Source organism: Hahella sp. CR1 (assembly GCF_029813005.1).
Classification (GTDB): domain Bacteria; phylum Pseudomonadota; class Gammaproteobacteria; order Pseudomonadales; family Oleiphilaceae; genus Hahella.
In genome coordinates this window covers 44,554-69,106 of sequence record NZ_JAPELK010000021.1, presented here as the reverse complement: position 1 = coordinate 69,106, position 24,553 = coordinate 44,554, and the positions used below count along the sequence as shown (strand labels likewise).

The 24,553-nt window shown below is 53.2% G+C and carries 21 protein-coding genes; 8 read left to right on the top strand and 13 right to left on the bottom strand.

The window, feature by feature from the left end:
- Together ONV78_RS30005 and ONV78_RS30000 are read right to left on the bottom strand one after the other, a co-directional pair.
- On the bottom strand, window positions 1-2,454 hold a 2,454-nt coding region (locus ONV78_RS30005; protein WP_279508238.1), incomplete at its 3' end, for an AMP-binding protein.
- A 577-nt stretch (window positions 2,455-3,031) separates the two neighbouring features.
- The gene (locus tag ONV78_RS30000; RefSeq protein ID WP_279508237.1) at window positions 3,032-3,877 is read right to left on the bottom strand and encodes a sulfurtransferase; all 846 of its coding nucleotides are present in this window, start codon (window positions 3,875-3,877) and stop codon (window positions 3,032-3,034) included.
- Window positions 3,878-3,985: 108 nt separating this feature from the next.
- Between ONV78_RS30000 and ONV78_RS29995 the strand changes: the two genes are divergently transcribed.
- On the top strand, window positions 3,986-4,978 hold the full coding sequence (locus ONV78_RS29995) for a PLP-dependent lyase/thiolase (RefSeq protein WP_279508236.1): 993 nt from the start codon (window positions 3,986-3,988) through the stop codon (window positions 4,976-4,978).
- A 61-nt stretch (window positions 4,979-5,039) separates the two neighbouring features.
- Here ONV78_RS29995 and ONV78_RS29990 read toward each other — a convergent pair whose 3' ends face one another.
- From ONV78_RS29990 to ONV78_RS29965, 6 genes are all read right to left on the bottom strand, one after another.
- On the bottom strand, window positions 5,040-6,950 hold the full coding sequence (locus ONV78_RS29990; protein ID WP_279508235.1) for an EAL domain-containing protein: 1,911 nt from the start codon (window positions 6,948-6,950) through the stop codon (window positions 5,040-5,042).
- Window positions 6,951-6,983: 33 nt separating this feature from the next.
- Window positions 6,984-8,114 (bottom strand): FIST N-terminal domain-containing protein, encoded by a 1,131-nt coding sequence (locus tag ONV78_RS29985; RefSeq protein WP_279508234.1) that lies wholly within the window; start codon window positions 8,112-8,114, stop codon window positions 6,984-6,986.
- Between the two features lie 190 nt (window positions 8,115-8,304).
- Window positions 8,305-9,099, bottom strand: a complete 795-nt coding sequence (locus tag ONV78_RS29980) for an ABC transporter ATP-binding protein (protein WP_216737387.1) — start codon at window positions 9,097-9,099, stop codon at window positions 8,305-8,307.
- 2 nt (window positions 9,100-9,101) lie between these two features.
- Complete coding sequence (locus ONV78_RS29975) at window positions 9,102-9,995, bottom strand: ABC transporter permease (RefSeq protein ID WP_216737388.1); 894 nt, start codon at window positions 9,993-9,995, stop codon at window positions 9,102-9,104.
- Between the two features lie 67 nt (window positions 9,996-10,062).
- A complete protein-coding gene (locus ONV78_RS29970) occupies window positions 10,063-11,028 on the bottom strand; it encodes an ABC transporter substrate-binding protein (protein ID WP_279508233.1) in 966 nt (321 codons plus the stop codon).
- A 114-nt stretch (window positions 11,029-11,142) separates the two neighbouring features.
- Window positions 11,143-11,538: a hypothetical protein gene (locus ONV78_RS29965; protein ID WP_216737390.1), complete on the bottom strand. Its 396-nt coding sequence runs from the start codon at window positions 11,536-11,538 to the stop codon at window positions 11,143-11,145.
- A 577-nt stretch (window positions 11,539-12,115) separates the two neighbouring features.
- On the opposite strand from ONV78_RS29965, the gene ONV78_RS29960 reads away from it, so the two are divergent.
- Window positions 12,116-13,789 carry an AMP-binding protein gene (locus ONV78_RS29960; RefSeq protein WP_216737391.1) on the top strand — a complete coding sequence of 558 codons (1,674 nt, stop codon included), beginning with the start codon at window positions 12,116-12,118 and terminating at the stop codon, window positions 13,787-13,789.
- Between the two features lie 65 nt (window positions 13,790-13,854).
- Here the strand turns inward: ONV78_RS29960 and ONV78_RS29955 are convergent, their stop codons facing one another.
- The 3 genes from ONV78_RS29955 to ONV78_RS29945 all read right to left on the bottom strand — a co-directional run bounded on the left by ONV78_RS29955 (window position 13,855) and on the right by ONV78_RS29945 (window position 17,022).
- Entirely contained in the window at window positions 13,855-15,540 is a 1,686-nt protein-coding gene (locus ONV78_RS29955) for an iron ABC transporter permease (RefSeq protein WP_279508231.1), read from the bottom strand.
- A gap of 94 nt (window positions 15,541-15,634) precedes the next feature.
- Window positions 15,635-16,657 carry a Fe(3+) ABC transporter substrate-binding protein gene (locus ONV78_RS29950; protein ID WP_216737393.1) on the bottom strand — a complete coding sequence of 341 codons (1,023 nt, stop codon included), beginning with the start codon at window positions 16,655-16,657 and terminating at the stop codon, window positions 15,635-15,637.
- Between the two features lie 227 nt (window positions 16,658-16,884).
- Window positions 16,885-17,022, bottom strand: coding sequence for a hypothetical protein (locus ONV78_RS29945; protein ID WP_279508230.1), 138 nt, complete (start codon window positions 17,020-17,022; stop codon window positions 16,885-16,887).
- Between ONV78_RS29945 and ONV78_RS29940 the strand changes: the two genes are divergently transcribed.
- Both ONV78_RS29940 and ONV78_RS29935 read left to right on the top strand, forming a co-directional pair.
- Entirely contained in the window at window positions 17,021-17,617 is a 597-nt protein-coding gene (locus tag ONV78_RS29940; protein ID WP_279508229.1) for a hypothetical protein, read from the top strand. The two genes, ONV78_RS29945 and ONV78_RS29940, sit on opposite strands and share 2 nt — an antisense overlap.
- Before the next feature lie 201 nt (window positions 17,618-17,818).
- Window positions 17,819-19,144, top strand: coding sequence for a DUF3391 domain-containing protein (locus ONV78_RS29935; RefSeq protein WP_216737396.1), 1,326 nt, complete (start codon window positions 17,819-17,821; stop codon window positions 19,142-19,144).
- Between the two features lie 21 nt (window positions 19,145-19,165).
- On the opposite strand, the gene ONV78_RS29930 is transcribed toward ONV78_RS29935, so the two are convergent.
- Entirely contained in the window at window positions 19,166-20,182 is a 1,017-nt protein-coding gene (locus ONV78_RS29930) for a hypothetical protein (protein ID WP_279508226.1), read from the bottom strand.
- Window positions 20,183-20,263: 81 nt separating this feature from the next.
- On the opposite strand from ONV78_RS29930, the gene ONV78_RS29925 reads away from it, so the two are divergent.
- From ONV78_RS29925 to queF, 4 genes are all read left to right on the top strand, one after another.
- The gene (locus ONV78_RS29925) at window positions 20,264-20,431 is read left to right on the top strand and encodes a hypothetical protein (RefSeq protein WP_279508225.1); all 168 of its coding nucleotides are present in this window, start codon (window positions 20,264-20,266) and stop codon (window positions 20,429-20,431) included.
- Window positions 20,432-20,497: 66 nt separating this feature from the next.
- Window positions 20,498-21,457 carry an ABC transporter ATP-binding protein gene (locus ONV78_RS29920; protein WP_279508224.1) on the top strand — a complete coding sequence of 320 codons (960 nt, stop codon included), beginning with the start codon at window positions 20,498-20,500 and terminating at the stop codon, window positions 21,455-21,457.
- Window positions 21,454-22,224 carry an ABC transporter permease gene (locus ONV78_RS29915; RefSeq protein ID WP_216737399.1) on the top strand — a complete coding sequence of 257 codons (771 nt, stop codon included), beginning with the start codon at window positions 21,454-21,456 and terminating at the stop codon, window positions 22,222-22,224. The genes ONV78_RS29920 and ONV78_RS29915 overlap by 4 nt, the downstream gene beginning before the upstream one ends.
- 19 nt (window positions 22,225-22,243) lie before the next feature.
- Window positions 22,244-23,068: an NADPH-dependent 7-cyano-7-deazaguanine reductase QueF gene (queF, locus tag ONV78_RS29910; protein ID WP_279508222.1), complete on the top strand. Its 825-nt coding sequence runs from the start codon at window positions 22,244-22,246 to the stop codon at window positions 23,066-23,068.
- A 103-nt stretch (window positions 23,069-23,171) separates the two neighbouring features.
- On the opposite strand, the gene ONV78_RS29905 is transcribed toward queF, so the two are convergent.
- Window positions 23,172-24,506 (bottom strand): MDR family MFS transporter, encoded by a 1,335-nt coding sequence (locus tag ONV78_RS29905; protein WP_279508221.1) that lies wholly within the window; start codon window positions 24,504-24,506, stop codon window positions 23,172-23,174.
- Between the last annotated feature and the right edge of the window lie 47 nt (window positions 24,507-24,553).

Below are 24,553 nucleotides of genomic sequence, written 5' to 3'. Positions count from 1 at the left end.
ATTTAAGTAACCGCGAGCGAGACCCGCGCCGCCAACATGGAGTTCGCCAGCTACGCCAATAGGCTGTAGTGACTGGTTCGGCGATAATACAAAGAGCTTAACGTTGGCGATGGGAGAGCCGATAGGTAAAACAATAGAGAGGCCTGTCAGGGAATAAGCCGAGCAACAAACGGTTGCTTCTGAAGGTCCATAAGCATTATGGAAATTCCGGTTAACCATCCATTGCTGTGCAAGTGATAAAGGACAGCTATCTCCGGCGACGGTTAAGTGCTTAACACTCTTCCACTGATCAATATCTAAAACAGGCAGCAATGCAGGTGGTAAGGTCGCGTGCGTTAACTGTTGACGCTGCACGAAAGTGGAAAGTGCTTTAGCTGAAGTTATTGTCTCTTGTGCAGGGATATATAGGGAGGCTCCAGCTGCCAGCGCCATGCACCATTCCCAGGTGGCGGCGTCAAAACTAAGCGAAGCGAACTGTAATACCCGGCTGGATGCGGCAACCTCAAACAAGGATTGCTGAGCCAGCGCCAAATTAACCAGCCCTTGATGCGCAAGTAAAACGCCCTTCGGCTTACCCGTCGACCCGGAGGTGTAAATCACATACGCCAGGTGCTGCGAAGTCAGTTGCAGACGGTCTTTAGCTATATTCCTATCGGAGCACAGAGAAAGTAATTGCTGATGGTCTTCCGCATCCAGGCAAATAGAGGATATGTTCGCCAGAGGAGGAATGGATCTCTTTAGCGCCGTTTGAGTCACGATCAGCTCAACGCCGCTGTCTTCGATCATGTAACCCAGTCGCTCCATAGGGTAGCTTGGGTCCAGAGGCACGTATGCGCCGCCGGCTTTCAAGATGCCCAGTAATCCAATGATCATGTCCAGGCTGCGCTCCACACAGAGGCCTACCAGCGCGTCGGGTTTAACTCCTTGTTCGATTAAGTAATGAGCCAGCTGATTGGCGCGCTGGTTGAGTTCGCCATAGGTCAACGCGTTGTCTTCAAACATTACAGCCACCGCATGCGGGGATTGCGCCGCCTGGGCTTCAAACAGCTCATGGATGCATTGCTCGGCTGGGTAGGGCGCGGAGGTCTGGTTCCAGTCGATGAGCAGTTGCTGGGTTTCTGGTTGAGTGAGGATTGGAATGAGGTCGATAGACTGATCATGATATTGCTCAAAGCTGAGTAGCATTTGGACTATACTGTCCGCTAATAATGCAGCCTCATCTTTTGAAAAATAATCAGTTCTATAGCTGAGCTTGAGCTGTAAAGGTTGATTGGCGCCGTAGTCGCACCACCTGACTTGTAGAGGCGTCATCTCATCATCACTTGACAGATGCTCAAATGAACTTTGGAGGCTGTCAAAACGCAAATCCAAATTAAATGGCTCATGGTTTATGAGCACATCGAATATTTCGCCTGTATGGCTGGAGATTTTTTTTAGATCACGCTTCAAATGGCTAATAGGGTATCGTTGATGTCTATAGTTCTGCTTTAATTGTTGAGATATTCCCTTTATAAGCTCGAACAATGTCATATCAGGATAACAATTCGACTTAAATGGAATGATGCCTACCATCATCCCAACGGTAAGTCTTTCTTCTTTATTACGTCTATTGTGGACGGGTAATCCGAATGTAAGTGTGCCGATAGAGTTTGTCCTGGAGAAATAGATGGATAAGGCAGCGATCGTAAGCTTAAGCAAGGATGCGTTAAGTGTCCTTTCCAGTTTTTTTATATGGTCTGCATTCTCTGCAGGTAGTGCAAGCGAGTAGTGCTCGCTTGTTTGGTTTCTTAATGCGTACTTTTGCGTCAGAAGGGGAGAGGGTGGAGACTTGAACTGGTCTATCCAGTAGAGCCTATCTTCTTGATGTTTTTTAGATGAAAAATAGTTTTTTGAACTACTTATACAATTTCGGTAGGAAGGGATTCTGGTTAGCCACTCCAGTGACTCACCGTTGATGAGGTTGGTATATGACTGTGAAACTATTTTTCCATAGTTAATGTATCCTAATCCATCTATTAATATGTGGTGCGACTTATTGACCCACCAGTAGATTGAATTATCTATTTTGAGTAATGCGTTTTCATATAGGTATTTTTGGTTGATGTCAAAGGGATTTGAGAAATATCTATTAATCCACCTTTTGGCGATTAGTGAAGGGTTTTCTTCTTTGGAGAAGTCAAAATATGAAACTTCAACGCTACGATTGGACGAATCAAATTTCTGCCTTAAATAATCGCCAGAAAAATCGAACTGTATTCCAAATAAGTCAATCGAGTAGATTGACTTTCTTATGGCTTCCCTGAACTTTTCAATGTTAAGTCTGCCTTTTATTTTGAAGTATCCGCCAATATTATAATGAGCGCTTCCCGGGTGCATTAATTGATCAAAATAAACTTCCTCTTGGGAAGGATGTAGTGAAATCCACTTTCCATTGTCTTGATTAGAAATTGACATTTTTGTACCTATCCCTGATGTAAATAATTCTCAATTAATTAGTGTTGTTTTCGAAAATAAATTTGTGAGCGAGAACTTGATGTGAGAAAGAGAAGTAATTTACGGCTCTTTAAAATCCTTTATCAACCGCATTAAGTACTTAAGGAAAGTTGCCTTTAAGTGAATTTATAAATACTGTCGATGCGCTATAAATGTTGTTAATTTCGTGGATTTTATATCTATTTTTCTCGAAATGATGAGTTATTTGTTGGGGAGGTGAGGCCGGTTTATAGTTTTTTGAAACCAGTAGTTACATTTTGTAATGTGGCTGATTTGTGATAAATAGTTATCTTTACGGTGTAAATTTAAAGTTTTTGTCGCATGGCAGGCGAAGGGCATGTTGTTTGAGGAAGATAGAAGGCCTTTATTTGCTTGTCAGGTTATTGCTGTTTTATGAAATGCTCAGGTTCCTATGAAGGCATGCGAGAGTGTATAACGGGGCAGGGCGATAACTGGTTTAAATTCAGTATTAATTGAACGTTACAAAGGCGTCATTGCTAATAAAATGACGCCAGTGAGATGTTTATATATCTGAGGGCTACTCGTTACCAACGGCAATGGGGTGGTTGGGATCGGTGATCCACTCGCTCCAGGAGCCGGGGTAGAGTTTGGGCATGGGGTAGCCCGCCAGGTGGGCGGAGAAGATGTTGTGGCAGGCGGTGACGCCGGAGCCGCAGTAGCAAATGACTTCCCAGGCTTTGCCGTGAGCGTAATAGTTGGCGAAGCGACGGCGTAATTCTTCTTCCGGTTTGAATACGCCTTCGGGGGTCAGGTTTTCTTCAAAGGGCGCGCAGATCGCGTTGGGGATGTGTCCGGCGACGGGATCTATCGGCTCCATCTCACCTGCGAATCGCGGTGCGGCGCGGGCGTCCAGAATATTGACCGACGCGTCGTTCAGCTTGCTGTGCAACTCCTCCGCCGTCACCAGCAGGCGCTCGTCGGGCGTCGCTTCGTAAGCGTCAACCTGCTTGGGCGTCGCTGGCTCAGTGGACATTTCAAAACCTGCTGCGCGCCAGGCTTTCAGGCCTCCGTCCAGAATGCGGACGTCTACGTGACCGAGCCATTTTAACAACCACCACAAGCGAGATGCGTAGGCGCCTGGGCCGTCGTCGTAGGCAACGACGATATCTTCCGAGGTGATTCCCGACTGCTGTAACCAGCCCAGAAACTGGTGGACCTCCGGCAAAGGGTGGCGACCTGTTTTACCCGGAATCACCGGCGCTGATAAGTCCTTGTTCAGGTCGGCGTATACGGCCCCTGGAATGTGATCCTGCTGATAGGCGTGGCGTCCGTATTCCGGGTCGTTGAGCGCGAAGCGGCAATCGATTATGCGATATTTGGCGTCGCCCAAATGCGAATGCAGGGATGCTGGAGAAATTAGCATGGATGTCCTTTTGCTCCTTGTTACATTTCTTTACTTTGAATGCAGTCACAGCGCCTGAACGCGCCTGCGTATATGCTAGCCGTCGCCCACATTGCCTGAGACTGACTTATGAAGGACCAAGTCGTTGATATTCGCGACATATTCAAAGCCCGTCAAACGGTTTCGCGTAATCTCAAGCCTACTCAATTGCTACGCTATGAGAGCCTCTCCAGGCTGATAGGCGCGGATATCTACATCAAACACGAGAATCATAACCCCACCGCCAGCCAAAAAATACGCGGCGCGGTCAATCTTGCGTGGGAATTGCGGCGCAATGGCGTCACCCGCATCGTCACCGCCGCCAACGGGGCTTCGGGATTGGCGCTGGCGTGCGCCGCCCGCTTGTTTAACATGTGCGCGCTGGTGGTAGTACCGGAAAAAAGCCCGCTGTCTTTGATTCAAACGATACAGGACCAAGGGGCGGAAGTTCGCGCGAATGGAATCGACTTTCCTGAGTCGTTACGCATTGCGCGTCGTATGGAGGAAAATGGCGATTACTACTTTGTGCATCCCGCCAACGAAATGCAGTTTATTCATGGTTGCGCCACCGCCGCTCTGGAGGTGATTGAAGAATTGCCTGAAGCGGACGTGGCGATTGGCTCCGTGGGGATGGGCGGATGCATTGCTTCCACCCTGGCGGCGTCGAGCGTCCTTAATCCCAAGTTAAAAGTGATTGGCGTGCAGGCGGAGTCGGCGCCGGCCGCTTACTTGTCATGGAAAACCGGCGCACTGCAACGTCAGGAGAGCCGTACGTTTTCACAAGAACTAGGTATGAGTAAAGCCTTTGAAACGCCATTCAGCCTGTATACGGAAGCGCTAACGGATTTTGTTTTACTGCCGGAACACCGGTTATACGAGGGCGTGGCGCTGGCGGCGCATCATACCCGGCAAATGGTGGATGCGTCAGGCGGCGCGCCCATCATGGCGGCTTACCTGCTCAGGCAGAAGCTTCGCAGTAAGACAGTCGTGCTGTTCATGAGCAGTGGCGTGGCGACGGCGGATGAACTGGAGGAGGCCTACACCTTATCCGCATTTCGCAGCGGCAGACCTGAAGAACTCTAACAGAGAGCGGACTTGTCAAAGAGTGGGAATATAGAAACGGCGCCTAAATGAGTGGTGGCGGTCAGGCGCGATCCTGCAAACGGGTGGTCAGCATTTCACTGATCATCTTGCCGCTGACCGGACGGCTGAAATAGTAGCCTTGGGCCAGGTCGCAGTGTTTCTCCTTAAGCAGATGGACAGTCTCTTCTGTTTCTACGCCTTCCGCCACGACCAGCATATCTAAATGGTGGGCGAGGTTGATCATGGTGTCGACCAGCGCCAGATCCCGTTGTGACTTGGTGATGTCGTCGATGAACATCTTGTCGATTTTCAGAGTGTCCACCGGCAGCCGCTTGAGGTAATTCAAAGAGGAATAACCGGCGCCGAAATCATCCACAGAACAACTGATGCCCAGCTTGCGCAGCTCTCCCAGTATTGCGATGGTGTGTTCGATGTCCTCCATCAAGGCGCTTTCCGTCAGCTCGATTTCCAGCAGTTCGGGCCGCACGGAATAACGTCGCAAAGCCTGAGTGATGGTGCTCAGGACATCCGCGTGCTGAAAGTGGAACGGGGAGATATTGATGGCGACCGAGAAGTCATGGTGATTTTCCCGTCCCCAACGCTGCAATTGTTTGCAGGCTTCCTCGGTGACCCAGTTGCCGATATCGATAATCAGACCGTTTTCCTCCGCCGCAGGAATAAACTCCGCCGGAGAAACCACTTCGCCGCTGGGACGACGCCAGCGTATCAATGCTTCAACGCCGATAATCATATTGCTGTGCAGAGCGATTTTCGGCTGGTACAGCAAATCGAACTCATTCTTTTCCAGCGCCGATTTGAGATTGTTGCGAATCCTCAAGCGATGGGAGGTGAGTATTTCGAATTCGTCAGCGAAGAACTGGCAGTTGTTGCGGCCACGGCTCTTGGCGTGATTCATCGCCATGTCCGCTTTTCGGATCAAAGCGTCAGCGTCGCGACTGTCGGTCGGGTAGAGCGCGATGCCGATCGAGCAGGTGAGATGGAAAGTCTGTTCGCCGACCGTGAAAGGGCGGTCGATGGCGGTACGCAGGCGTTCGGAAATCAGGGTCGCCTCAAAGGATGTCTTGATGTTTTCCAGCAGGACGATGAACTCGTCGCCGCCGTAGCGGGCGACCGTCGTCTCTGGCGGCAGGGTCTCCTTGATGCGCTGTGCGGCCATCTGGAGCAACTGGTCGCCGGTTTCGAGTCCAGTGGAGTCGTTGATGTCTTTGAAGCCGTCGAGATCCAGAAACATGACCGCCAGATCCCGCTGCTGACCGCCGCGTCGCTCAATCGCATGAGTGAGGCGTTCGTGGAACAAGGTGCGGTTGGGCAGGCCGGTCAGGCTGTCGTGATAGGAGTGAAACAGCGCCTGCTGTTCGCTGCGCTTGAGTTCGGTAATATCGCTCAGACTCCACACCCGACCGAGCACTTTGCCCTCATGAATACGCGGGTTGGTGTAGCAGTCGATGAAACGGCCGTCTTTCATTTCCAGCAAACAGTAACTGGAGCGCTGGTTAAAGCGTTTATTGAACTCCCAGAGACGGGTCAGCTCATCCAGGTTCTTCACTTTTTCCCGCAAATAGGGACGGATGTGGTGTTTGTTGATGTTTTCCGCCACTTCCTGCTGCATGTCGAACATTTTCAGAAACACGTTATTGCAGGCGATCACCCGATTGTCCTGATCGAACACAATGATGCCGTCACAGGTGGAGTTGAGGGTGGCGTTAAGCAGGGAAACCGAGTTCTCCAGCTCCTGTTTGGTGGTGGAGATTTCCTGTAATTGCTGCTTCAGTTCCTGATTGCGTTTGGTGAGTTCTTGCGAAGACAACTCCAGGGCGCGCTCGAGCATGCTGCGTTCTTCATCAGCCTGAAGGTAAGCCGCGTCAATTGCGTCCAGAAGCGCGCGCAGCCGCTCCGGTGGCAGATCGGCGGGTAAAAGTTTTTTCAACTGACGCTCTAACAGCCTATGCATAGGGAGTCATTAAGCTTGGTTGATGTTGCATTCTTAGTCTTCGCTGATTGTTGTAATCGTCATTGTCTGGTTATGCAGGGAGCAGCCAACCCCATTGATTACCGGACTGATTTCGCCATAAGAATAGAAACCGCTTATGGCGGTGTCGGCGCCGAGCACCTCGCGAACGCTTTCCACTTCTTCTTCCGTACGCTGTTTCAGCACCATTTTGCGGCCGACGCAGCTGACCAGTAACGCCAGTTGCGGTTGCCGTCCGCCGGAAAAGCGACTTTGCTCCGCAGCTGAGGCGGCGCCCTCAACGAGTCGTTCGAAATTGGCCTTCATAAATCGGGCGGCGGCGCCTTGAGGCATATCGCCGGCGAAGGTCATGGATTGCTCCGACTCATTGATGCCGAGAATCGTTCTCACAACATAGTGATTATCGGCGAGCTTGACCAGTAGGGGAAACAGCAGTGCGGTAGCTGGTAGCCCATTAGCGTAATCGCCCAGATAATCTTTATAAAGAGAAAGCGCACTATGTTTATCCAATTCAAACAGTATGTTGCGCTCGGATTTGCTGATGCGCCAGTCAGGGCCGAAGGCGTCCCAGCCCCCCATGGAGCCGTAACCGATGCGCAACGAGTCGCCATAAAAGCCGATCGCCGCCACCAGCCCTTCATGCGTTGGCGCGTCGACCCAGACGGACGTATCAGTGAAATCCTGATAGTCGCCTGCGAGTCCGCCTGTAATTTTAACTCTATGAGGCAGGGCTTCCTGCGCGCCTTGCACCAGTTCGGAACCGTTGACCTTCAAACCGTCCGACAGCAATAGCACATGGCGCAGCCCTTCCGGCGGCAACTGTTGCGCAACGTTGCGGCCGACAGCGCGGCTATCTGAATCGTCCTGAACTGGGCTGGAAACGATGGCGACGGTTGCGCGGGAGAAGCTTAGCGCTGTAACGGTCAGGGTATTCTCCAGCACTTTGGTTCCCATGATTTCTCCAGCGGTGGAGCAACCGACTAATCTGGCCTGGGGGAAACTTTCACGTAATGAAGAGTCGACGCCATCGGAAAACAGGAGGGACTGCCGACCGAAGCAAAGCAGCAAAACCGTGTCATGATCCGGTTGGTCGGGGAGGGGCGTCATCCACTGACCGTTTTTCCGGATGAATTGTTGAATTTGCATTTAAAGGACTACCGCGCAAATGACCCGTAAATGATGATCGATCGCCCGTTGCCTGTTTTGACAGGTGTTTATGCTTTATATCCTAACTATAGATAACGCGGCGAGGATTGCTCAATGTAATTTACAAAGTTTTTCCCGCCGCGCCGGGTTAACGACCTGAATAGGGTGGCCGGTAAGATTGCGCTGGAGGCTAGCCCAGAAGCAGTGAGTCGTCGGCCAACCCTTGCCCGCTTTTGGTCTCAAACAGTTTCAGCAGGTCCGGAATGGTGGTGGACTGACGCTGTTCGCCTTCAATATCGAAGATAATTTTGCCTTCGTGCAGCATCAGCGTGCGGTCGCCATAGTCCAGCGCCTGCTGCATGCTGTGAGTCACCATCAGAACCGTCAATTTTTCCCGCTCGACGATTTCCGCCGTCAGCTCCAGAACGAAGGCGGCGGTCTTGGGATCGAGAGCGGCGGTGTGTTCGTCCAGCAACAGAATCTCAATGGGCTGCAGGGTGGCCATCAACAGACTCATCGCCTGACGCTGTCCGCCGGACAGCAGGCCGATCTGATCGCCCAAACGATCTTCCAGACCCAGCCCCAGGCGGGCGACCAGCTCTTTGAAGCGCTTGTTGTCGACGGACTTGATCGCCGGGCGCAAACCGCGACGTTTGCCCCGCGCCAATGCCAACGCCAGATTTTCTTCCAGGGTGAGAGTTTCACAAGTGCCCCGCTTGGGGTCCTGGAATACACGGGCGACATTTTTGGCGCGTTTGTGAGTGGGCGCCTGGGTGACGTCCTGATGGCCAATGACGATTTTGCCGGACTCCGGCTGTATTTCACCGGCGATGGCGTTGAGCAGGGTGCTTTTGCCTGCGCCGTTGCTGCCGATAACAGTGACGAACTGCCCTTGCGGGATGGTCAGGTCGACGCCCCGCAACGCGTAGACTTCCAGCGGCGTGCCGCGGCCAAAGCAGACGTGAAGATCGGATACCTGGATCATGCTTAAGGCCTCCCTGCAGGTTTGAATACAGCGCGTTTGGCGGTAGGCAGAACAATCGCCATGGCCACCAGCGCGGCGGTGATCAGGTTGAGGTCCTGCGCCTGCAGACCCAGAAAGTCGGTGTTAAGGGCGGTCGCCACGGCCAGACGATAAAGTATGGAGCCAAGTATGCAGCCCAGCAGCGCCAGCAATATAGTGCGAGGCGTTAAAAGCGCTTCGCCGCCAATGACCGACGCCAAACCAACCAGGATAACGCCGACGCCCATGGTGATGTCCGCGTTGCCGGTGGATTGCGCGAACAGCGCCCCAGCCAGCGCCACCAACCCGTTGGACAGCGCCATGCCCACCATAATCATGAAACCAGTATTGATCCCTTGCGCCTTCGCCATATGTGGATTGGCGCCTGCCGCGCGCATAGCCAGACCCAGTTCCGACTTCAGGAAGAACAACAGAAAACCGGCGACGGCGATGACTACGACAGCAAAGCCGATAGGGGCGGCGTAGTAATACTTAACGCCCAGGGTATCAAATACGCTGAGGACAGTAGGCTCGCCCAACAACGCGACATTGGGCTTGCCCATGATGCGCAAATTAATGGAGTACAACGCCATCATGGTCAGTATGGAGGCCAGCAAATGCAGAATCTTGAGCCTTACGTTCAACCAGGCGGTGACGCCGCCCGCCATTGCGCCTGCAGTAATCGCCGCAAGCGTGGCCAGCCAGGGATTCCAGCCGAACGTAATCAGGGTGGCGCACACCGCTCCGCCTAAAGGAAAGCTGCCGTCGACGGTGAGGTCGGGGAAGTCCAGGATGCGGAAAGACAGAAACACGCCGAAGGCGACGAGGGCGAATACAAGGCCGACTTCAATAGCGCCAAGAAAAGCGATTTGGGACAAAAGTACCTCCGGGAACAACTGCAATGATGGGAGAGGGCCTCTCCTTGAGGCCCTGGAGAGAGCGGGATCAGCCGCCTACGATTTCCTTGGCTTCTTCAGACAATTTGGAATCCAGTTTGACGCCCATGCGCTCAGCGGCGCCGGGGTTCAGGTAAAGCTCCAGCTTTTCAACGCCTTGTACGTCGATATCGCCAGGGGCTTTACCTTCAAGAATATCCGCTACGATACCGCCGGTCTGTCTGCCTACGTCATAGTAGTTGAAACCATAGGCGGCGATGGCGCCGCGGGTGACGGTGTCTGTGTCGGCGGCGATGACCGGCAGCTTGTTCTGCTCGCCGACTTTGATGACTGCTTCCACGCCGGAAATGACGGTGTTGTCAGTCAGCAGGTAGATAGCGTCGACTTTTCCTACCAGTGAGCGCGCGGCGTTCAGAATCTCTGAACTCTTGGTGACGGCGGCTTCACGCAGCACCAGGCCAGCGCTTGCGCTTTCTGCTTTCAGTCTTTCCACCAGCGAGACGGAGTTGGCTTCGCCGGGGTTGTAGATCGTGCCAATGGTTTTCACATCAGGAACGATGCGCTTAACCAGTTGCAGGTGCTTGTCGATGGGAAGCATGTCCATGGTGCCAGTGACTTTGCCGCCAGGCTTTTCCAGAGTCTTGACCAGTTTTGCTCCCAGAGGATCGGTAACGGCGGAGAAAACGACTGGCGTGTTGCGTGCGGCCGCTGCGGCGGTGATCGCGGAAGGCGTGGCGATGGCGACGATTACGTCAGGCTCTTCACCCGCGAATTTCTTGGCGATCTGGTTGGCGGTAGTCGGGTTGCCCTGAGCGCTTTCGTACATCCACTTCAGGTTCTCGCCGACTTTGAAACCTCTCTCGGCGAGCTCGTCCTGTACGCCCTTACGGCAGGCGTCCAAAGCGGGGTGCTCAACAATCTGGGTGATGGCAACGAATTTCTCGTCAGCAGCCAGAGCCGTCGGACTCATGAAGGGTAACAAGGACAACAAGCCCACCAACAATTTCTTCGACATACACGATCTCTCTTTATGAGTTATGGTTTTTGCCCGCCTGACTCCTGTGCGCCGGGAGCCGGATTATAGTCGGCAGGGGAGTTTTCTAAAACCGGAAATCCGCGTCAACCCTCGCTATGACGCGCGGACCCGTTTATCTCGTTGCGGCGCTTTGAGATAAAACTTCCTTTTCGCCAGTCCCTGCATGCCCGTATAGAGGGTGTAGCCGAAGCCCGCCAGAAACAGCAGAGAGACGACCAGCAACACAATATTCTGGGTGAGATTCCGTTCTATATTAAATTGCACGACGGTGACGAATATCGACAGCTGTTCTATGAACAGGTAGGCGGTAATCAGGCCGCCGATAAAGCTTGTCACCATCTGACTGCAGATAATCATTCGCGACGGTATCACTGCGACATGTCCGCAGGCGTCGCACTCATATGTTTCTGTAAGTTCCGTCTCGTTGTGCCCTTGCACGGCGGCAATAAGAATTCCATTTTTGCATTTTCGGCAGCGGTAAGAAGACATTATTATTTTCCTGTTGTAAAGATCCTGGCGATGGACGCCTTCGACCTATCTTCTTAATGGATTCTCCTCAGAAAACGCGCGCTTCAACCTTCTTTTCACTGTCGGCGTCCGGTGGTCAGTCTGCTGTCCATATTGCGACAAAGGACTGGCGACCCGGGGCTGTGGCGGTGTGATTGGAACGGCCTCGCACGCTTCCGACGAGCACATGTCAATATATGCAGTATTGGCGGGTTATTATAGCCGCTTGGCGGGGCAGGTCCACGATTCACGGCGTTTGCGGACAAGTTTTACAGAGTTTTCAAAAGCTGGAGAGGGCAAAGTCAGCGCTTGCTGCGTCAATCGGACTAGGATATTTTGCGAATCAAGCCCAGATTCACAAGCAGGCAGGGGATACACTAACTCTGGTCAGGGACCCGCCACATACTGCGGCTGATCGAATTAAGGGCCGGAAGAGCCAAGACGCTATCCGCAACGAATACTCTGTTCGCAAAGATAGTTGTCCGTACAATGAATAAGTCTAATAATCAATAGTTTATAAGTAACCAACAATACTAATAAAAGAAGGCAAGGACACACTATGGAGCTGCACACGCATATTCCCACCCCATTGCAACGTCTTTACCACTGGGAAAAAAGCCGTCCCGGCGATGTTTTTATGACTCAGCCGATGGGCGATAACCTTTCCGTCGATTACACCTTTCAACGGACTGCGCAGGAAGCGCGACGCATGGCGGCGTACCTGCGTTCGCTGGGTCTGCCGCAAGACGCCAAGGTGGCCATCCTCTCGAAAAACTGCGCCCACTGGATCATGAGCGATCTGGCCATTTGGATGGCGGGCTATGTATCGGTTCCTTTATATCCGACATTGAGCGCGGACAGCGTTCGGCAGATTCTGGAGCACAGCGAGGCCAAGGTGCTGTTCGTCGGCAAACTGGATGACTGGGACACCATGAAAGCCGGCGTGCCGGATGATATTCACTGTATTTCCTATCCATTGAGTCCCCCCAACGACTTCCCCACCTGGGACGATATCGTCGCCAAGACGCATCCCCTGGAGGAAAGCCCGCCCCGGAATCACGAAGAGCTGGCCACTATTGTCTACACCTCCGGCTCGACGGGCATGCCTAAAGGCGTGATGCTGTCCTTCAATAACCTGGCGTTCGCGGCGGATGGTGTCGTGAACTTTCTGGATGTCGGCTCCCATGAGCGGATGCTCTCATACCTGCCGCTGTCACATGTGTTTGAACGCTTTGTGGTTGAAATGGGCGCTCTGTACACGGGCTTTCACGTGTTCTTCGCTGAGTCCCTGGACACCTTCGTACGCGACCTGAAAGCGGCCAAGCCCACTTTATTTTTGGCGGTGCCGCGTATCTGGACCAAGTTCCAGGCGGGGGTTTTGAGCAAGATGCCGGAAGAAAAACTGAATCTTCTGTTGAAGATCCCCGGCGTGTCGCATCTGATCAGAAAGAAAGTGTTGAAAGGTCTGGGGCTGGAGTATGTGAGATTCGCCGGCAGCGGCTCCGCGCCGCTGTCCCAGGATATTCTCAGCTGGTATCGCCGGTTGGGGCTGGAGTTGCTGGAAGGCTACGGCATGTCGGAAAACTTCGCCTATTCCCATATGACCAAACCGGGACGAACCAAAGTGGGTTTTGTCGGCGAGGCGTTGCCTGGCGTGGATGTGCGCGTGGGTTCTGACGGGGAAGTCCTGGTGAAAAGTCCCGCCACCATGATGGGGTATTACAAGGAGCCGGATAAAACCACGGAGGCGCTTACCGAAGACGGCTTTTTGCGCACCGGCGATCTCGGCGAAGTGGACGAGCTGGGTCGTCTCAAGTTGACTGGGCGTAAAAAGGAACTGTTTAAGACCAGCAAGGGCAAGTATGTGGCGCCCGCGCCGCTTGAAAACCGCATCATCAGTCATCCGCAGATTGAGATGGTTTGCGTGGCCGGTTCCGACTATCCGCAGCCTCACTGTCTGGTCATGCTGTCTGACGACGCCTATCCGAAGCGGACGAACCCGGATTTCCGTCAGACATTGGAGAAGAGCTTGCAAAACCTGCTGCAGGACATCAACGCCACTGTTGATCCTCATGAGCGTTTGCAGTTCCTGGCGGTAGTGTCTGAGCAGTGGACTATCGAAAACAATTTCCTGACGCCCACGATGAAGCTGAAGCGAAATGTCATCGAAGAGGCCTACAAGCCGCATCTTGAGCAATGGTATAGCGCCAAAGCTCCGGTTATCTGGCAGTAAGCGATCGTCTTGGCCAGGGGAGTGTGCTCTCCTGGCCGCTCCTCGATTAGGCGTAACGCCTTTCCTTAATATTGTTTCGCCGTACTGGCCCGATTCAGCAAAATGACGGGAATAATCCCCGTCGCTACGATAAACATGGCGGCCAGCGCGCTGTGTTCCAGCAGTTCATCCGACGCATACTGATACAGATACGTCGCCAGTGTCTCAAAGTTGAACGGGCGCAGAATCAGCGTGGCCGGCAGCTCTTTCAGCACATCCACAAACACGATAATCGCCGCCGTCAGCATGCTGCGACTGAGCAACGGCAAATGCACCTTGGTGAGAATGGATAAAGAGCTGTGCCCCAACGTGCGGGCGGCTTGATCCATAGAGGGAGTGATGCGACCCAGTCCGCTCTCGGCGGAACCAAGGGAAATCGCCAGAAAGCGTGCGGAATAAGCGTAAATGATGGCGGCGATGGTGCCGCTGAATATCAGGCCTGTGCTGGTGTTGAAATAGTCGCGGGCGACGCCGTCGATGCCATTATCCAATGCGCCCAAAGGCACAATGACGCCAATGGCCAGCACTGCGCCGGGCATGGCGTAGCCGACCGAGGCCAGACGCGCCATGGATTTATTAAGGGCGCTGGGAGCGATACGTTGGGAGTAGGCCAGCAAAGCCCCGACAACGACTAAGAGCGCAGCGGCGATAGTCGCCAGTTGCAAGGAGTTCATCGCCAGACGGAAGAATTCCGAATTCCAGGTGACGTCAAAATATTCGATGGAATAGTACCCAAGCACGGAAGCAGGAACCAGGAAGCCGAAAAATACCAATAAGAAGCAGAATGCGGAGGCGATGAACCCAGACTTACCGGTGAGTTGCGTCGGCGTCAGCGGGCGTGTGCGGCCGCCGCTTTGATAACTCTTGGACTTGTGCCTTGAGGCGCGCTCCAGATAGAGCAAGGCCAGGGCGATGCCCACCATCAATGCGGCGATTTGCGCCGCTCCGCCCACATTGCCAAGGTTTAGCCAGGTATCGTAAAGCCCGGCTGTTAACGTCTGGACGGCGAAAAAGCTGACGGTGCCAAAGTCGTTGAGAGTCTCCATCAGCACCAGCGCCAGACCGACCGCAAGAGCAGGACGAATAATCGGCAGCACAATGCGATAAAAGGTGCGTAAGGCTCCGGCGCCCAGAGAACGGCTGGCCATCAATAAACTGTCTGACTGCTCCATCAAGGCGGCCCGACAGGTCAGATAGATATAAGGATACAGAACCAGGGAGAACATGATGACGGCACCGCCCAGACTGCGAATCTGAGGGAACCAGTAGTCCCGCGGCGTGCGCCAGCCGAACCACTCCCGCAACAGCGCCTGTACTGGACCGGAGTATTCCAGTAAGTCGGTATAAACGTAGGCGATGACATAGGCGGGCACTGCAAAGGGAAGTAGCAGCGCCCAGGAAAACAGTTTACGTCCAGGAAAACGATAGAACGCCACCAACCAGGCGGAGGTCACGCCAAAGAAAGTGGCCAATAAGCCCACGCCAAGCATCAGGAAGAACGTGGCTTCCAGATAGCGCGGCAGCACTGTGCTCCACAGGTGAGGCCAAATATTCTCTGTAGGGAAAAACGCCACATAAATGACGGCGAGCAGAGGGATGACGGCGATCAAGGCGACAATCGCGCTGAAAAAACGCCAGCGGCGGGCGTCTGGAGAGCCCGTCGTCGCGTGTTTGGAAAGCTCCCGTATAACCGGGGCTGATACTGCTTCCATTAATGGGTGACCTTACCGTCAGTTCCCGAATTTATAACCGCCAAAGCCGAAGCGCACAGGCTTCGGCTTGTTATTGGGCGGTCGTTGTGTGCGATCAGCCGTCGAAGTCGACTCTGTCCACCATCTTCACGGCTTTCTCGCGCAGTTCGCCGATTTTGTACAAAGGTAGCTCATCACGCTTGAATTCACCCCAGGAAAGCACCAGGCCAGAAGGTTCTACGCCAGGTTTGACCGGGTATTCATAGTTCTGCTCGGAGTACATTTTCTGGGCCAGTTTCTCAGTTAAAAACTCCATCAGTTTGATGGCGTTTGCTTTGTTGGGGGAGCTTTTGGTCAGACCAACGCCGCTGATATTCACGTGAGAACCACGATTTTCCTGGTTGGGGAAAATCAAATTGACCGCGCGGGCCCATTCGATCTGATTCTCATCCGTCAGCATCAAGCCGTAGTAATAACTGTTGCCTAGGGAAACATCGCAAATGCCGTCTTTAATCGCTTTGACTTGTGCGCGGTCATTGCCCTGGGGCTTGCGAGCCAGATTTTCTTTTACGCTGCGCAGCCACTCTTCCGCTTTGGCTTCGCCGTGGTGGGCGATCATGGAAGCGATCAGGCCAATGTTATACGGGTGTTTGCCTGAGCGCGTGCATATGCGGCCTTTCCACTCTGGCTTGGCCAGATCTTCATAGGAAATGCTTTTTACGTCAGTGCGTTCTTTGGATGCGTAAATAACGCGGGCGCGGGCGGTGAGGCCAAACCAGGAGTCGTCCTGCGCCTGATATTGCTCCGGAATGTTGGCGTTTAAAACGTCGGATTTTACTGGCTGCAGCACTTTGGCGTCAGTCAGTTCCTGCAATTGTCCTATGTCTGTGCTTAACACCAGGTCCGCGGGGCTGTTGGCGCCTTCGCGCTTCAGTCTCTCCGCCACGCCTTCTTTGGCGAATACGACATTGACCTTGATGTTGGTTTGGTTGGTGAACGTATCAAGCAAAGGCTGGATCAGAAACTCCTGGCGATAGGAGTAGACGTTGACTTCCTCCGCAGCCTGAGCGGCAAGGGGCGTCAAACAGAAGGCGGAAAGGAGGGCGGCTTTGATAACCGAGGCGGTCTTTTTTTGCATGAAAAGAGTTCCCAACAAATAAAAGTAAATATAATGAAAATAATTCTCAGTAATTTTGTAACAGTGTCAAGCCCGCATAAATCGGACCCGCTATTTGAAATCTCCTCGCAGGTGTGGAAAATCGAACTGCTTTGCGTGCAAGAACAAGCGCTTAACAACGATTATGTCCTTATATTACTGGGTGTGAAGTCGCTAAGGCGCATTGACGAAAACAGTGTTGGCCTGACCTAAAGCAACTCATCCCCTTTTAAAAAAGCTGACGGAAGACTTGTAAGCAAGGCAAATAAAGAAGAGTTAGAAGAAGAAAGCGAAGCAAGAATACCTGGCGGAATAACTACAGCCTGAACCACACTGGAGAAAGTCATGACCATTCGCCTCCATACCGAGCGCATACTGTTGCTCCTTCCTTTATTAAGCACGCTCGGCGGCTGCGCCACGGAATATTCCCATTACGGTCGTTTCGTCGCCGAGAATTCTGCAGGAGAGGAACGGGAGTTTCTCATTTCCTGGCGGACGACGGAGAGTGTGAGTGGAGAGGTGACCGCTGTCACTCCTGTTACGCTTCGCACCCAATGCAGTGATCGAGAGCTGCTGTTCATGGAGCCAGGGCAGGGCGGCGACGCCTGTCGAGGGAATCAAGAGTCTGGCGTAGTCTGGTGTGGGGAGCCAGGACAGGATCTGTCGTTAGAAGGTAAGGCGTTAGTTAATTCGACGACCTTATGCGGGGCGATCACAGATGAAAACGGAGCAAGCCGGATCGCCGACCTGGGGCGGGTTATGCAATTGCAGGTTTCTTGTTGGCCGGCGCGAACAATAGTTAAAACGGATGATGGCTCCGGTAATCTGGACTATATCAAAGCCTCTTCCGTTCCTTATATAGTGTCGGTCAAGCGGGCGGAAGCCGGCGGGTCGGAAGACAGGCCGCCAGCGCTTTCGGAAATTGTCTGCATAACGGATTGATGTCACGGCGATGCCTGAAGAAGTGTGACACCTCCCGCAAAATCCGTGAGAACTTGTCTATATTTGTACAAAGCGTAAGAAAACTTAATTTTTTTGTAACCGAAAGCCTACCGAATGCAGTGGCTTCTTTCCGTTATTGCGGGAAATATAGTCATCATGTCGTAGTGGAGCTTAGAGCAGACGCTCTATGAGGTTGTATCTATGGCCGCCAAGAAGACACAAATAGCGGTAAGTGAATTACAAATCGGGATGTTTGTTGCGGATTTAGATCGTCCATGGCATCAAACTCCATTTCCTATTCAGGGTTTTTATATTCGCAGCGCGGATGATATTCGCGCATTGCAGTCCTTTTGTCGTTCGGTATACATCGACCGGCCGTTGACGCGCACCGAATATGAAAAAATGGAGAGCAGCGGCAAAGAAGAGCTGCTGTTCAAATTAGGCTCATTGTCTTCCGGTAAATCCGTTGAAGAGCACCGTCTGACCCTTCCTCCTATTAAAATCCGTCGTCCCGCCAAATACGAGCGCCAAAGTACGCTGAAGCATGAAGTAAAAGAAGCGGAAAAGCTGACGCACCGGGTAAATCAGGCGCTGGATCGCGTTTTCGCCAATGTTTGCTTAGGGCAGGCGCCGGATATTGTCGAGACTGAAGAAGTCGCCGCCATGATGGTGGAGAGCGTTATTCGCAACCCCGACGCCATGCTGTGGTTGTCCCGTGTCAGAAGACGGGATGAGTACGCTTACTCACATTCAGTAGCCGCCAGCATTTGGGGATTGGTGTTTGGTCGTCAGCTCGGACTTTCCAGAAGTTACCTCAAGGATTTAGCCACTGGCCTGTTGTTGAGCCAGGTAGGCAAGGCGAAAATGCCGCAAGAGCTATTGCAAAGCGCCAAATTCCTGGACGCCGCCCAGTACCAGCGCTACAAAGGATATGTGGACATGAGCGTGGCGATCCTCAAGTCGGACCCCACTATTTCGCCAAGAGTGATCAGCGTGGTGGAATATCATCGCGAGCGCCACAACGGTTCTGGCTTCCCGCAAGGGGTGACTGGCGACAAGATTCCTTTGCTGGCCAAGATAGCTGGGCTGGTTGATCATTATCAGGAAATGCTGGAACCGCGCGCTGGCGCGGAAGCGATGACCTCGCTACAAGCGGTGACGGCGCTATACCATTCCCGCAATATTGAATTCCAGGAAGACCTGGTGGAAAAATTCATTCAGTGCGTCGGCATCTACCCGACCGGCGCCACGGTTGAATTGAGCAATCGCGAAGTGGGCGTGGTTATTCAGCACAACATGGAAAGGAAGTTATGGCCGACCGTGATGGTGCTGTTGGATGAAGACAAAGCGCCGCTGCGAACCGCCAAGGTGGTGGATTTGATGGCGTTTAACATCAAACAGGGCAATGAAGACAGCTATCTTCACATCACCCACAGTCTACCCAGCGGAGCCTATGGCATCGACGCCTCTCGCTTTCAGGTGACCGGCGCCAACAGCCGCTGGAGCCTGCGTCACTTCATGGGATGATGAGGCGTGATGCGGTTGACGCTATAGCAGCGTTACCCGCATCACCTTCTGATACCAGCGATAGTCTCCTTCCAGACGCATATTCACCACAATTTCCGTTTCCTCTCCCGATTCTCCCGTAATCATAAAACTGAACTCCCTGCTTTCCGGCGTGGGGTCGGGAACGATTGCGATGACGGAGCGGGGCGGGTCTGGAATTTCGCCGTCGGAATCCGGTAGTTCATCTACCGTTTTCACTTCCAGATCCGCCAGTCCTACGGAAATATCAATCAGCCGGATTTGTACGGTGAAAGTGCGCGTGTCGCCAGCGTTGGCCTCAATGTGCTCGCTTTCCAGAAAGATATGCCCGCCTTCCCTGAGAAAGATATTGGAGCCGAGGGTGTTGACCCAATTCACGCCCACTGAGGCGGCGGCGACTGTTTCCAGCGGTGTTAGGTCGGAACAGACTTCACGCAGACACAGCTCCGCCACAAGGAGGTTTTCCGGGCTTTCGGGGAGGTCGTCCAGGTTGCCGAAGTTAGCGGGATCGATAGTAAAGTCCACGCCGGCGGCATTGACGGAGTTTTCAATCGTTGCGCGCGTGGAGTCGCGAACCTGAATGCCGTTTTCCGTATCGGAATCGAAGTCGATGGAAACCAGGAAGCGCGCTGTATTGACGGCGATATTGGACTCCGCGTTGAGCACCTGTTTTTCCTGCTCTTTATGAGTGCTGAGACCGCCGACCTCTGTGCCGGGATAGATGGTTTGCTCCCAGGTCGGGTCAAAGTCGATAGGAGTCATGAATCGTTTGATGGGAATGTCCTGCGCCAGCACCACGTCACCGACGAAGAAGGTGACAGTTTCACCAGGGTAGTATCTGAACTCGCCATAATCGCCGGTAACGCCGGATTGGCTTGCGGTGCGGTAGTTAAGGCCCGCCACGCCGGGTGAACCAAGATAGGCGGTCGCTCTGTCGTCGCTGGATTCGCCTCCGCCGCCACAACCCGCCAGCACGGCGGCGAACGTCAGGGTCATGGCTCTTAACGGCCGTTTCATCATCGCTGCTTTCCTTTTGTTTATTATTTATTTTGCAGGCCAATAGCGTCCGTTTATTGTGTCTGCAAACAACAGGTTGCGCGCGTGGTCGCTGCTGTGCGCTTAATCCAGGCGCTTATTGACGCAGATTATAAAGAGTGGGCGGGCGCTAAAAAGGAAGCCCATCGCAGTTTTCAGGGAAATGGAGGATTAATTCCGTCTTTTTCATTGAAAAAAACAGGCGGCGACGCAATCTATACAGTCTTCCCGTAAATCAGGCCGCTGGCGCGCCCCTTATGCCTGACGCTCTTTCACTGGCCGCAGGAATCAGAAAGAATTATGACTACCGCACTGGCTATTCGCGATTTAAGAAAAATATACGGTAACGGTTTTGAGGCCTTGAAAGGCATCAACCTCGATGTGGAGGAGGGCGACTTCTTTGCGCTGCTGGGCCCTAACGGCGCAGGCAAGTCCACCACCCTTGGCATTGTGTCTTCACTGGTGAACAAAACATCCGGCTCCGTTTCCATCTTTGGTCATGATCTTGATAAGGACTTGGTCAAAGCAAAACTGCAACTGGGCGTTGTGCCTCAGGAATTCAACTTTAATCAGTTCGAAAAAGTATTCGATATCCTCGTCACCCAGGCTGGGTATTATGGCATTCCCGCCAAAGCATCCAAGGATAATGCGGAAAAATATCTGCGAGAGTTGGGGCTTTGGGATAAGAAGGATCAACAGGCGCGCATGTTGTCCGGTGGTATGAAACGGCGTCTGATGATTGCGCGCGCGCTGGTGCATGAGCCGCGGCTGATTATTCTCGACGAACCTACCGCTGGCGTGGACATTGAACTGCGCCGCAGCATGTGGACCTTTCTCACCAACGTCAACAACGAAGGCCGCACGATTATTCTGACCACTCACTATCTGGAAGAGGCGGAAGCCTTGTGCCGCAACATCGCCATCATCGATCGCGGCCGGATTCTGGAAAACACCAATAAGCGCGACCTGTTGAATAAGCTAAACCAGGAAACCTTCGTGCTGGATCTCACTTGTCGTCTGCAAGAGGCGCCGCGTCTGGAAGGCTATGGTTCCCGTCTTACCGCCGACGGTATGTTGGAAGTGGATGTGGACAAACAGCGCAGCCTGAACGAGGTGTTCCAGCAGTTGGACCAGTTAGGGGTGAAAGTGAGCAGTATGCGCACGAAAACCAACCGCCTGGAAGAGTTGTTCATCCGCATGGTCAACGAGGATAAGAACGAGACAGGCAGTACGGCGAACGCAGAGGAGGCGCAGGCATGAACAGCGCGATTATGATTGCCTTCCAGACTATTCTGATCAAGGAGGTGCGCCGCTTCACCCGCATCTGGTCGCAGACATTGCTGCCGCCAGCGATCACCATGACGTTGTATTTCGTGATTTTCGGCAACCTGATTGGGCCGAGAATTGGAGAAATGGGCGGATATTCCTACATGGATTTTATTGTACCCGGATTGATCATGATGTCGGTCATCACTAACTCCTACGCTAACGTGGTGTCTTCATTCTTCGGCATGAAGTTTCAACACAGCATTGAAGAACTGCTGGTGGCTCCTGTACCGAATTACGTCATTCTGCTGGGATACGTTGGCGGCGGTGTCGCCCGTGGTCTGGCGGTGGGCGTGATTGTGACGGCGATCTCCCTGTATTTTACCGACCTGCAGATTCACAGCGTGCCAGTGGTGGTCAGCGTGGTGTTCATGACGGCGGTGCTGTTCTCTCTAGGCGGCTTTATCAATGCGGTCTACGCCAACAAGTTTGACGACATCTCTATTGTGCCGACTTTTATTCTGACGCCGTTGACTTATTTGGGCGGAGTCTTTTACTCCATCACGCTCCTGCCGGAGTTCTGGCAGAATGTGTCATTGATCAACCCTATTCTGTATATGATCAACGCCTTCCGTTATGGCCTGCTGGGCGTTAGCGATATCAACCTGGGCGCGGCCTACGGCATGATTCTTTTATTTATCGTCGCGTTGTTCAGCTTTAGTATGCGCTTGTTGAACAAAGGCGTTGGCATACGCACCTAACCGGTTTGGAGAAGTAATTGTGGAACTGGAAAAACATACGCATCTGGGGAAGGCGACGGAATACCCTGAGGAATACTCTCCGTCCTGGCTGACCCCGATCCCCCGCGCCAAATCCCGGGAGACTTTGGGGTTGAGCGACGCGCCGGATTTTGTTGGCGAAGATTTATGGAACGGCTATGAGCTGTCCTGGCTTAACAGCAAAGGCAAGCCGGAAGTGGCGCTTGGCGTATTTCGCATTCGCTGCGACAGCCTCAATATTATTGAGTCCAAGTCTTTCAAGCTGTACCTGAACTCGTTCAATCAAAGCCGTTTCGCTTCCCGTGAAGAGGTGCAAGCGCTGATGCAGAAAGACCTGTCTGCGGCGGCGGAAGGCGAGGTGTCGGTGACATTGTTGTCGGCAAGAGACTGGCGCGATGAGCCCTCCTTCTGGCAGGCGGCGGAAAATCTGGACAGTCTGGATATCGAGGTGGAGGTGTATACCCCTGACGCATCGCTACTGCCCGATCCGGTGGGCGACGATGTAGTGGAGGAAACGCTGAGTTCGGATCTGTTGAAGAGCAATTGTCCGGTCACCGGGCAACCGGATTGGGCCACACTGTATATTCACTATCGCGGTAAGCCATTGGATAAGGCTGCGCTGTTGAAGTACATCGTCTCCATGCGTTCGCATCAGGATTTTCATGAACATTGCGTGGAATCGGTCTATCTGGCGCTGATGCAACGATATCAGCCGGAGAAGTTGGCGGTGTATGCGCGTTATACCCGACGCGGCGGTCTGGATATCAACCCATTGCGCTCCAACTACCCATTGCCGGCGGATAATTTCAAGTTGCCGCGACAGTAGCTCAGACCTCACCTCGTCCTTTCAAGGGCAAGCCGCGCCTGAAGACGTCTGGCGCGGCTGCCAACTGCATTCGCTACTAATAGTCACAGGCCTTTCGGCAATGCTATTCCGCCACTTGGGTCATCAGCTCTTTCTCGGTGATAAACCCCGCCACAATAATAAACGCCAGGCTGGCGAATAAGCACATGGCGAGATATATCGCGCCGAAGCCGCTGTAGGCCGCTTGTAGGGAGCTACTGCCGTGGTACAAGGTAGAGCAGATCACCACGCCAGCAGCGCCGCTTAACTCCCGCACGTATCCAAAGAAGGATATGCCGACGCCTCTGTCCGCTGCGGGCAACACGTTTTGTACCGCGCAGGTCACTCCTGGCAAAGTGAAGCCGATTCCCAATCCAATTATTGGAAACAGCGACACGAACGCCACTTTCATCAACATCAGGAAGAAGGCGACGGCGATCAGTATGAAACCCGCCAAAATGTGCGTCTTGTAAGCCCCTGTCGCGGCAATATGCTTGCCGGAAAAATAGGCGCTAACGCAAACGCCGAGAGTGAACAGCAGCATGCTATAGCCGCTGAGGGTCAGGCTGACGCCGTTCTGCACCTGCATTTGCAACGGGAAGTAAATTAACGCCGCTGTCATCAGGATCTGGCTTACTCCCATTGTCAGGATACAGGCGGCGTAGTTGGGGAGCTTGAACAGATGGCGCGGGACGACGGAGCGCTTTTTGTCCGTGAGCAGATAAGTCCAGGCCCCGGCGATAAATACGGCTCCAACGAGCGAGAAGGCGTGGGGTAAGCTGAGGTCTTCGCTCAGCAACAAGATAAGCAGGGTGGTGGAGGACACTAATAGCAGCGAGCCGCCCCAATTGAACTTATCTTCACGTTTGACGACTTTATCTTTGATGCTTCTTATGGCGATAAAAGCCGCCAGCAGGGCCAGGGGGATATTGATCGCGAAGATCCAGCGCCAGCTCATATGCTCCGTCAACAGACTGCCGAATACCGGTCCGGCGATATTGGAAATCACATAGATGACGGAGATGTAGCCCTGATAGCGGCCGATCTCCCGTGCTGGAATGGCGTCTGAAATCACCACGAACGCCAGTGAAATCAAAGCCCCGCCACCGACGCCCTGCAAGGCTCGGGCGAGTATGAGCGACTGCATATCGCTGGCGAGAGCGCATAGCAGTGAGCCAATGGAGAAAATGCCCAGACTGACTAGGATCACTTTGAGCCGGCCGAACAGATCGCTCAGTTTGCCGCAGATAGGAATGACGCTGGTGGCGGTCAGCAGGTAAGCGGTGACGACCCAGGCGATATCGTTCATGGCGTTGAGTTCCGCCCCGATGACGGGAAGAGGCGTGGTGACGATGGTTTTCTCCAGTGCGCCCAGAAAAATAAGCAGAGAGACGCTGAGTAGCGTTTTCTTGTGTGACATATAAAACCTGATTTTGAAAGGCGAAAAATTGCGCACAGTCGCGCCGA

Excerpts from the sequence above, each read along its gene's own strand:
- ONV78_RS29935 (WP_216737396.1), top strand. The coding sequence starts at position 17,819 with ATGGCCGCCAAGAAGACACAAATAGCGGTAAGTGAATTACAAATCGGG.
- ONV78_RS29905 (WP_279508221.1), bottom strand. The coding sequence starts at position 24,506 with ATGTCACACAAGAAAACGCTACTCAGCGTCTCTCTGCTTATTTTTCTG.
- ONV78_RS30000 (WP_279508237.1), bottom strand. The coding sequence starts at position 3,877 with ATGCTAATTTCTCCAGCATCCCTGCATTCGCATTTGGGCGACGCCAAA.
- ONV78_RS29990 (WP_279508235.1), bottom strand. The coding sequence starts at position 6,950 with ATGCATAGGCTGTTAGAGCGTCAGTTGAAAAAACTTTTACCCGCCGAT.
- ONV78_RS29920 (WP_279508224.1), top strand. The coding sequence starts at position 20,498 with ATGACTACCGCACTGGCTATTCGCGATTTAAGAAAAATATACGGTAAC.
- ONV78_RS29995 (WP_279508236.1), top strand. The coding sequence starts at position 3,986 with ATGAAGGACCAAGTCGTTGATATTCGCGACATATTCAAAGCCCGTCAA.
- ONV78_RS29945 (WP_279508230.1), bottom strand. The coding sequence starts at position 17,022 with ATGACTTTCTCCAGTGTGGTTCAGGCTGTAGTTATTCCGCCAGGTATT.
- ONV78_RS29985 (WP_279508234.1), bottom strand. The coding sequence starts at position 8,114 with ATGCAAATTCAACAATTCATCCGGAAAAACGGTCAGTGGATGACGCCC.
- ONV78_RS29980 (WP_216737387.1), bottom strand. The coding sequence starts at position 9,099 with ATGATCCAGGTATCCGATCTTCACGTCTGCTTTGGCCGCGGCACGCCG.
- ONV78_RS29930 (WP_279508226.1), bottom strand. The coding sequence starts at position 20,182 with ATGATGAAACGGCCGTTAAGAGCCATGACCCTGACGTTCGCCGCCGTG.
- ONV78_RS29940 (WP_279508229.1), top strand. The coding sequence starts at position 17,021 with ATGACCATTCGCCTCCATACCGAGCGCATACTGTTGCTCCTTCCTTTA.
- ONV78_RS29915 (WP_216737399.1), top strand. The coding sequence starts at position 21,454 with ATGAACAGCGCGATTATGATTGCCTTCCAGACTATTCTGATCAAGGAG.
- ONV78_RS29965 (WP_216737390.1), bottom strand. The coding sequence starts at position 11,538 with ATGTCTTCTTACCGCTGCCGAAAATGCAAAAATGGAATTCTTATTGCC.
- ONV78_RS29970 (WP_279508233.1), bottom strand. The coding sequence starts at position 11,028 with ATGTCGAAGAAATTGTTGGTGGGCTTGTTGTCCTTGTTACCCTTCATG.
- ONV78_RS29950 (WP_216737393.1), bottom strand. The coding sequence starts at position 16,657 with ATGCAAAAAAAGACCGCCTCGGTTATCAAAGCCGCCCTCCTTTCCGCC.
- ONV78_RS29960 (WP_216737391.1), top strand. The coding sequence starts at position 12,116 with ATGGAGCTGCACACGCATATTCCCACCCCATTGCAACGTCTTTACCAC.
- ONV78_RS29955 (WP_279508231.1), bottom strand. The coding sequence starts at position 15,540 with ATGGAAGCAGTATCAGCCCCGGTTATACGGGAGCTTTCCAAACACGCG.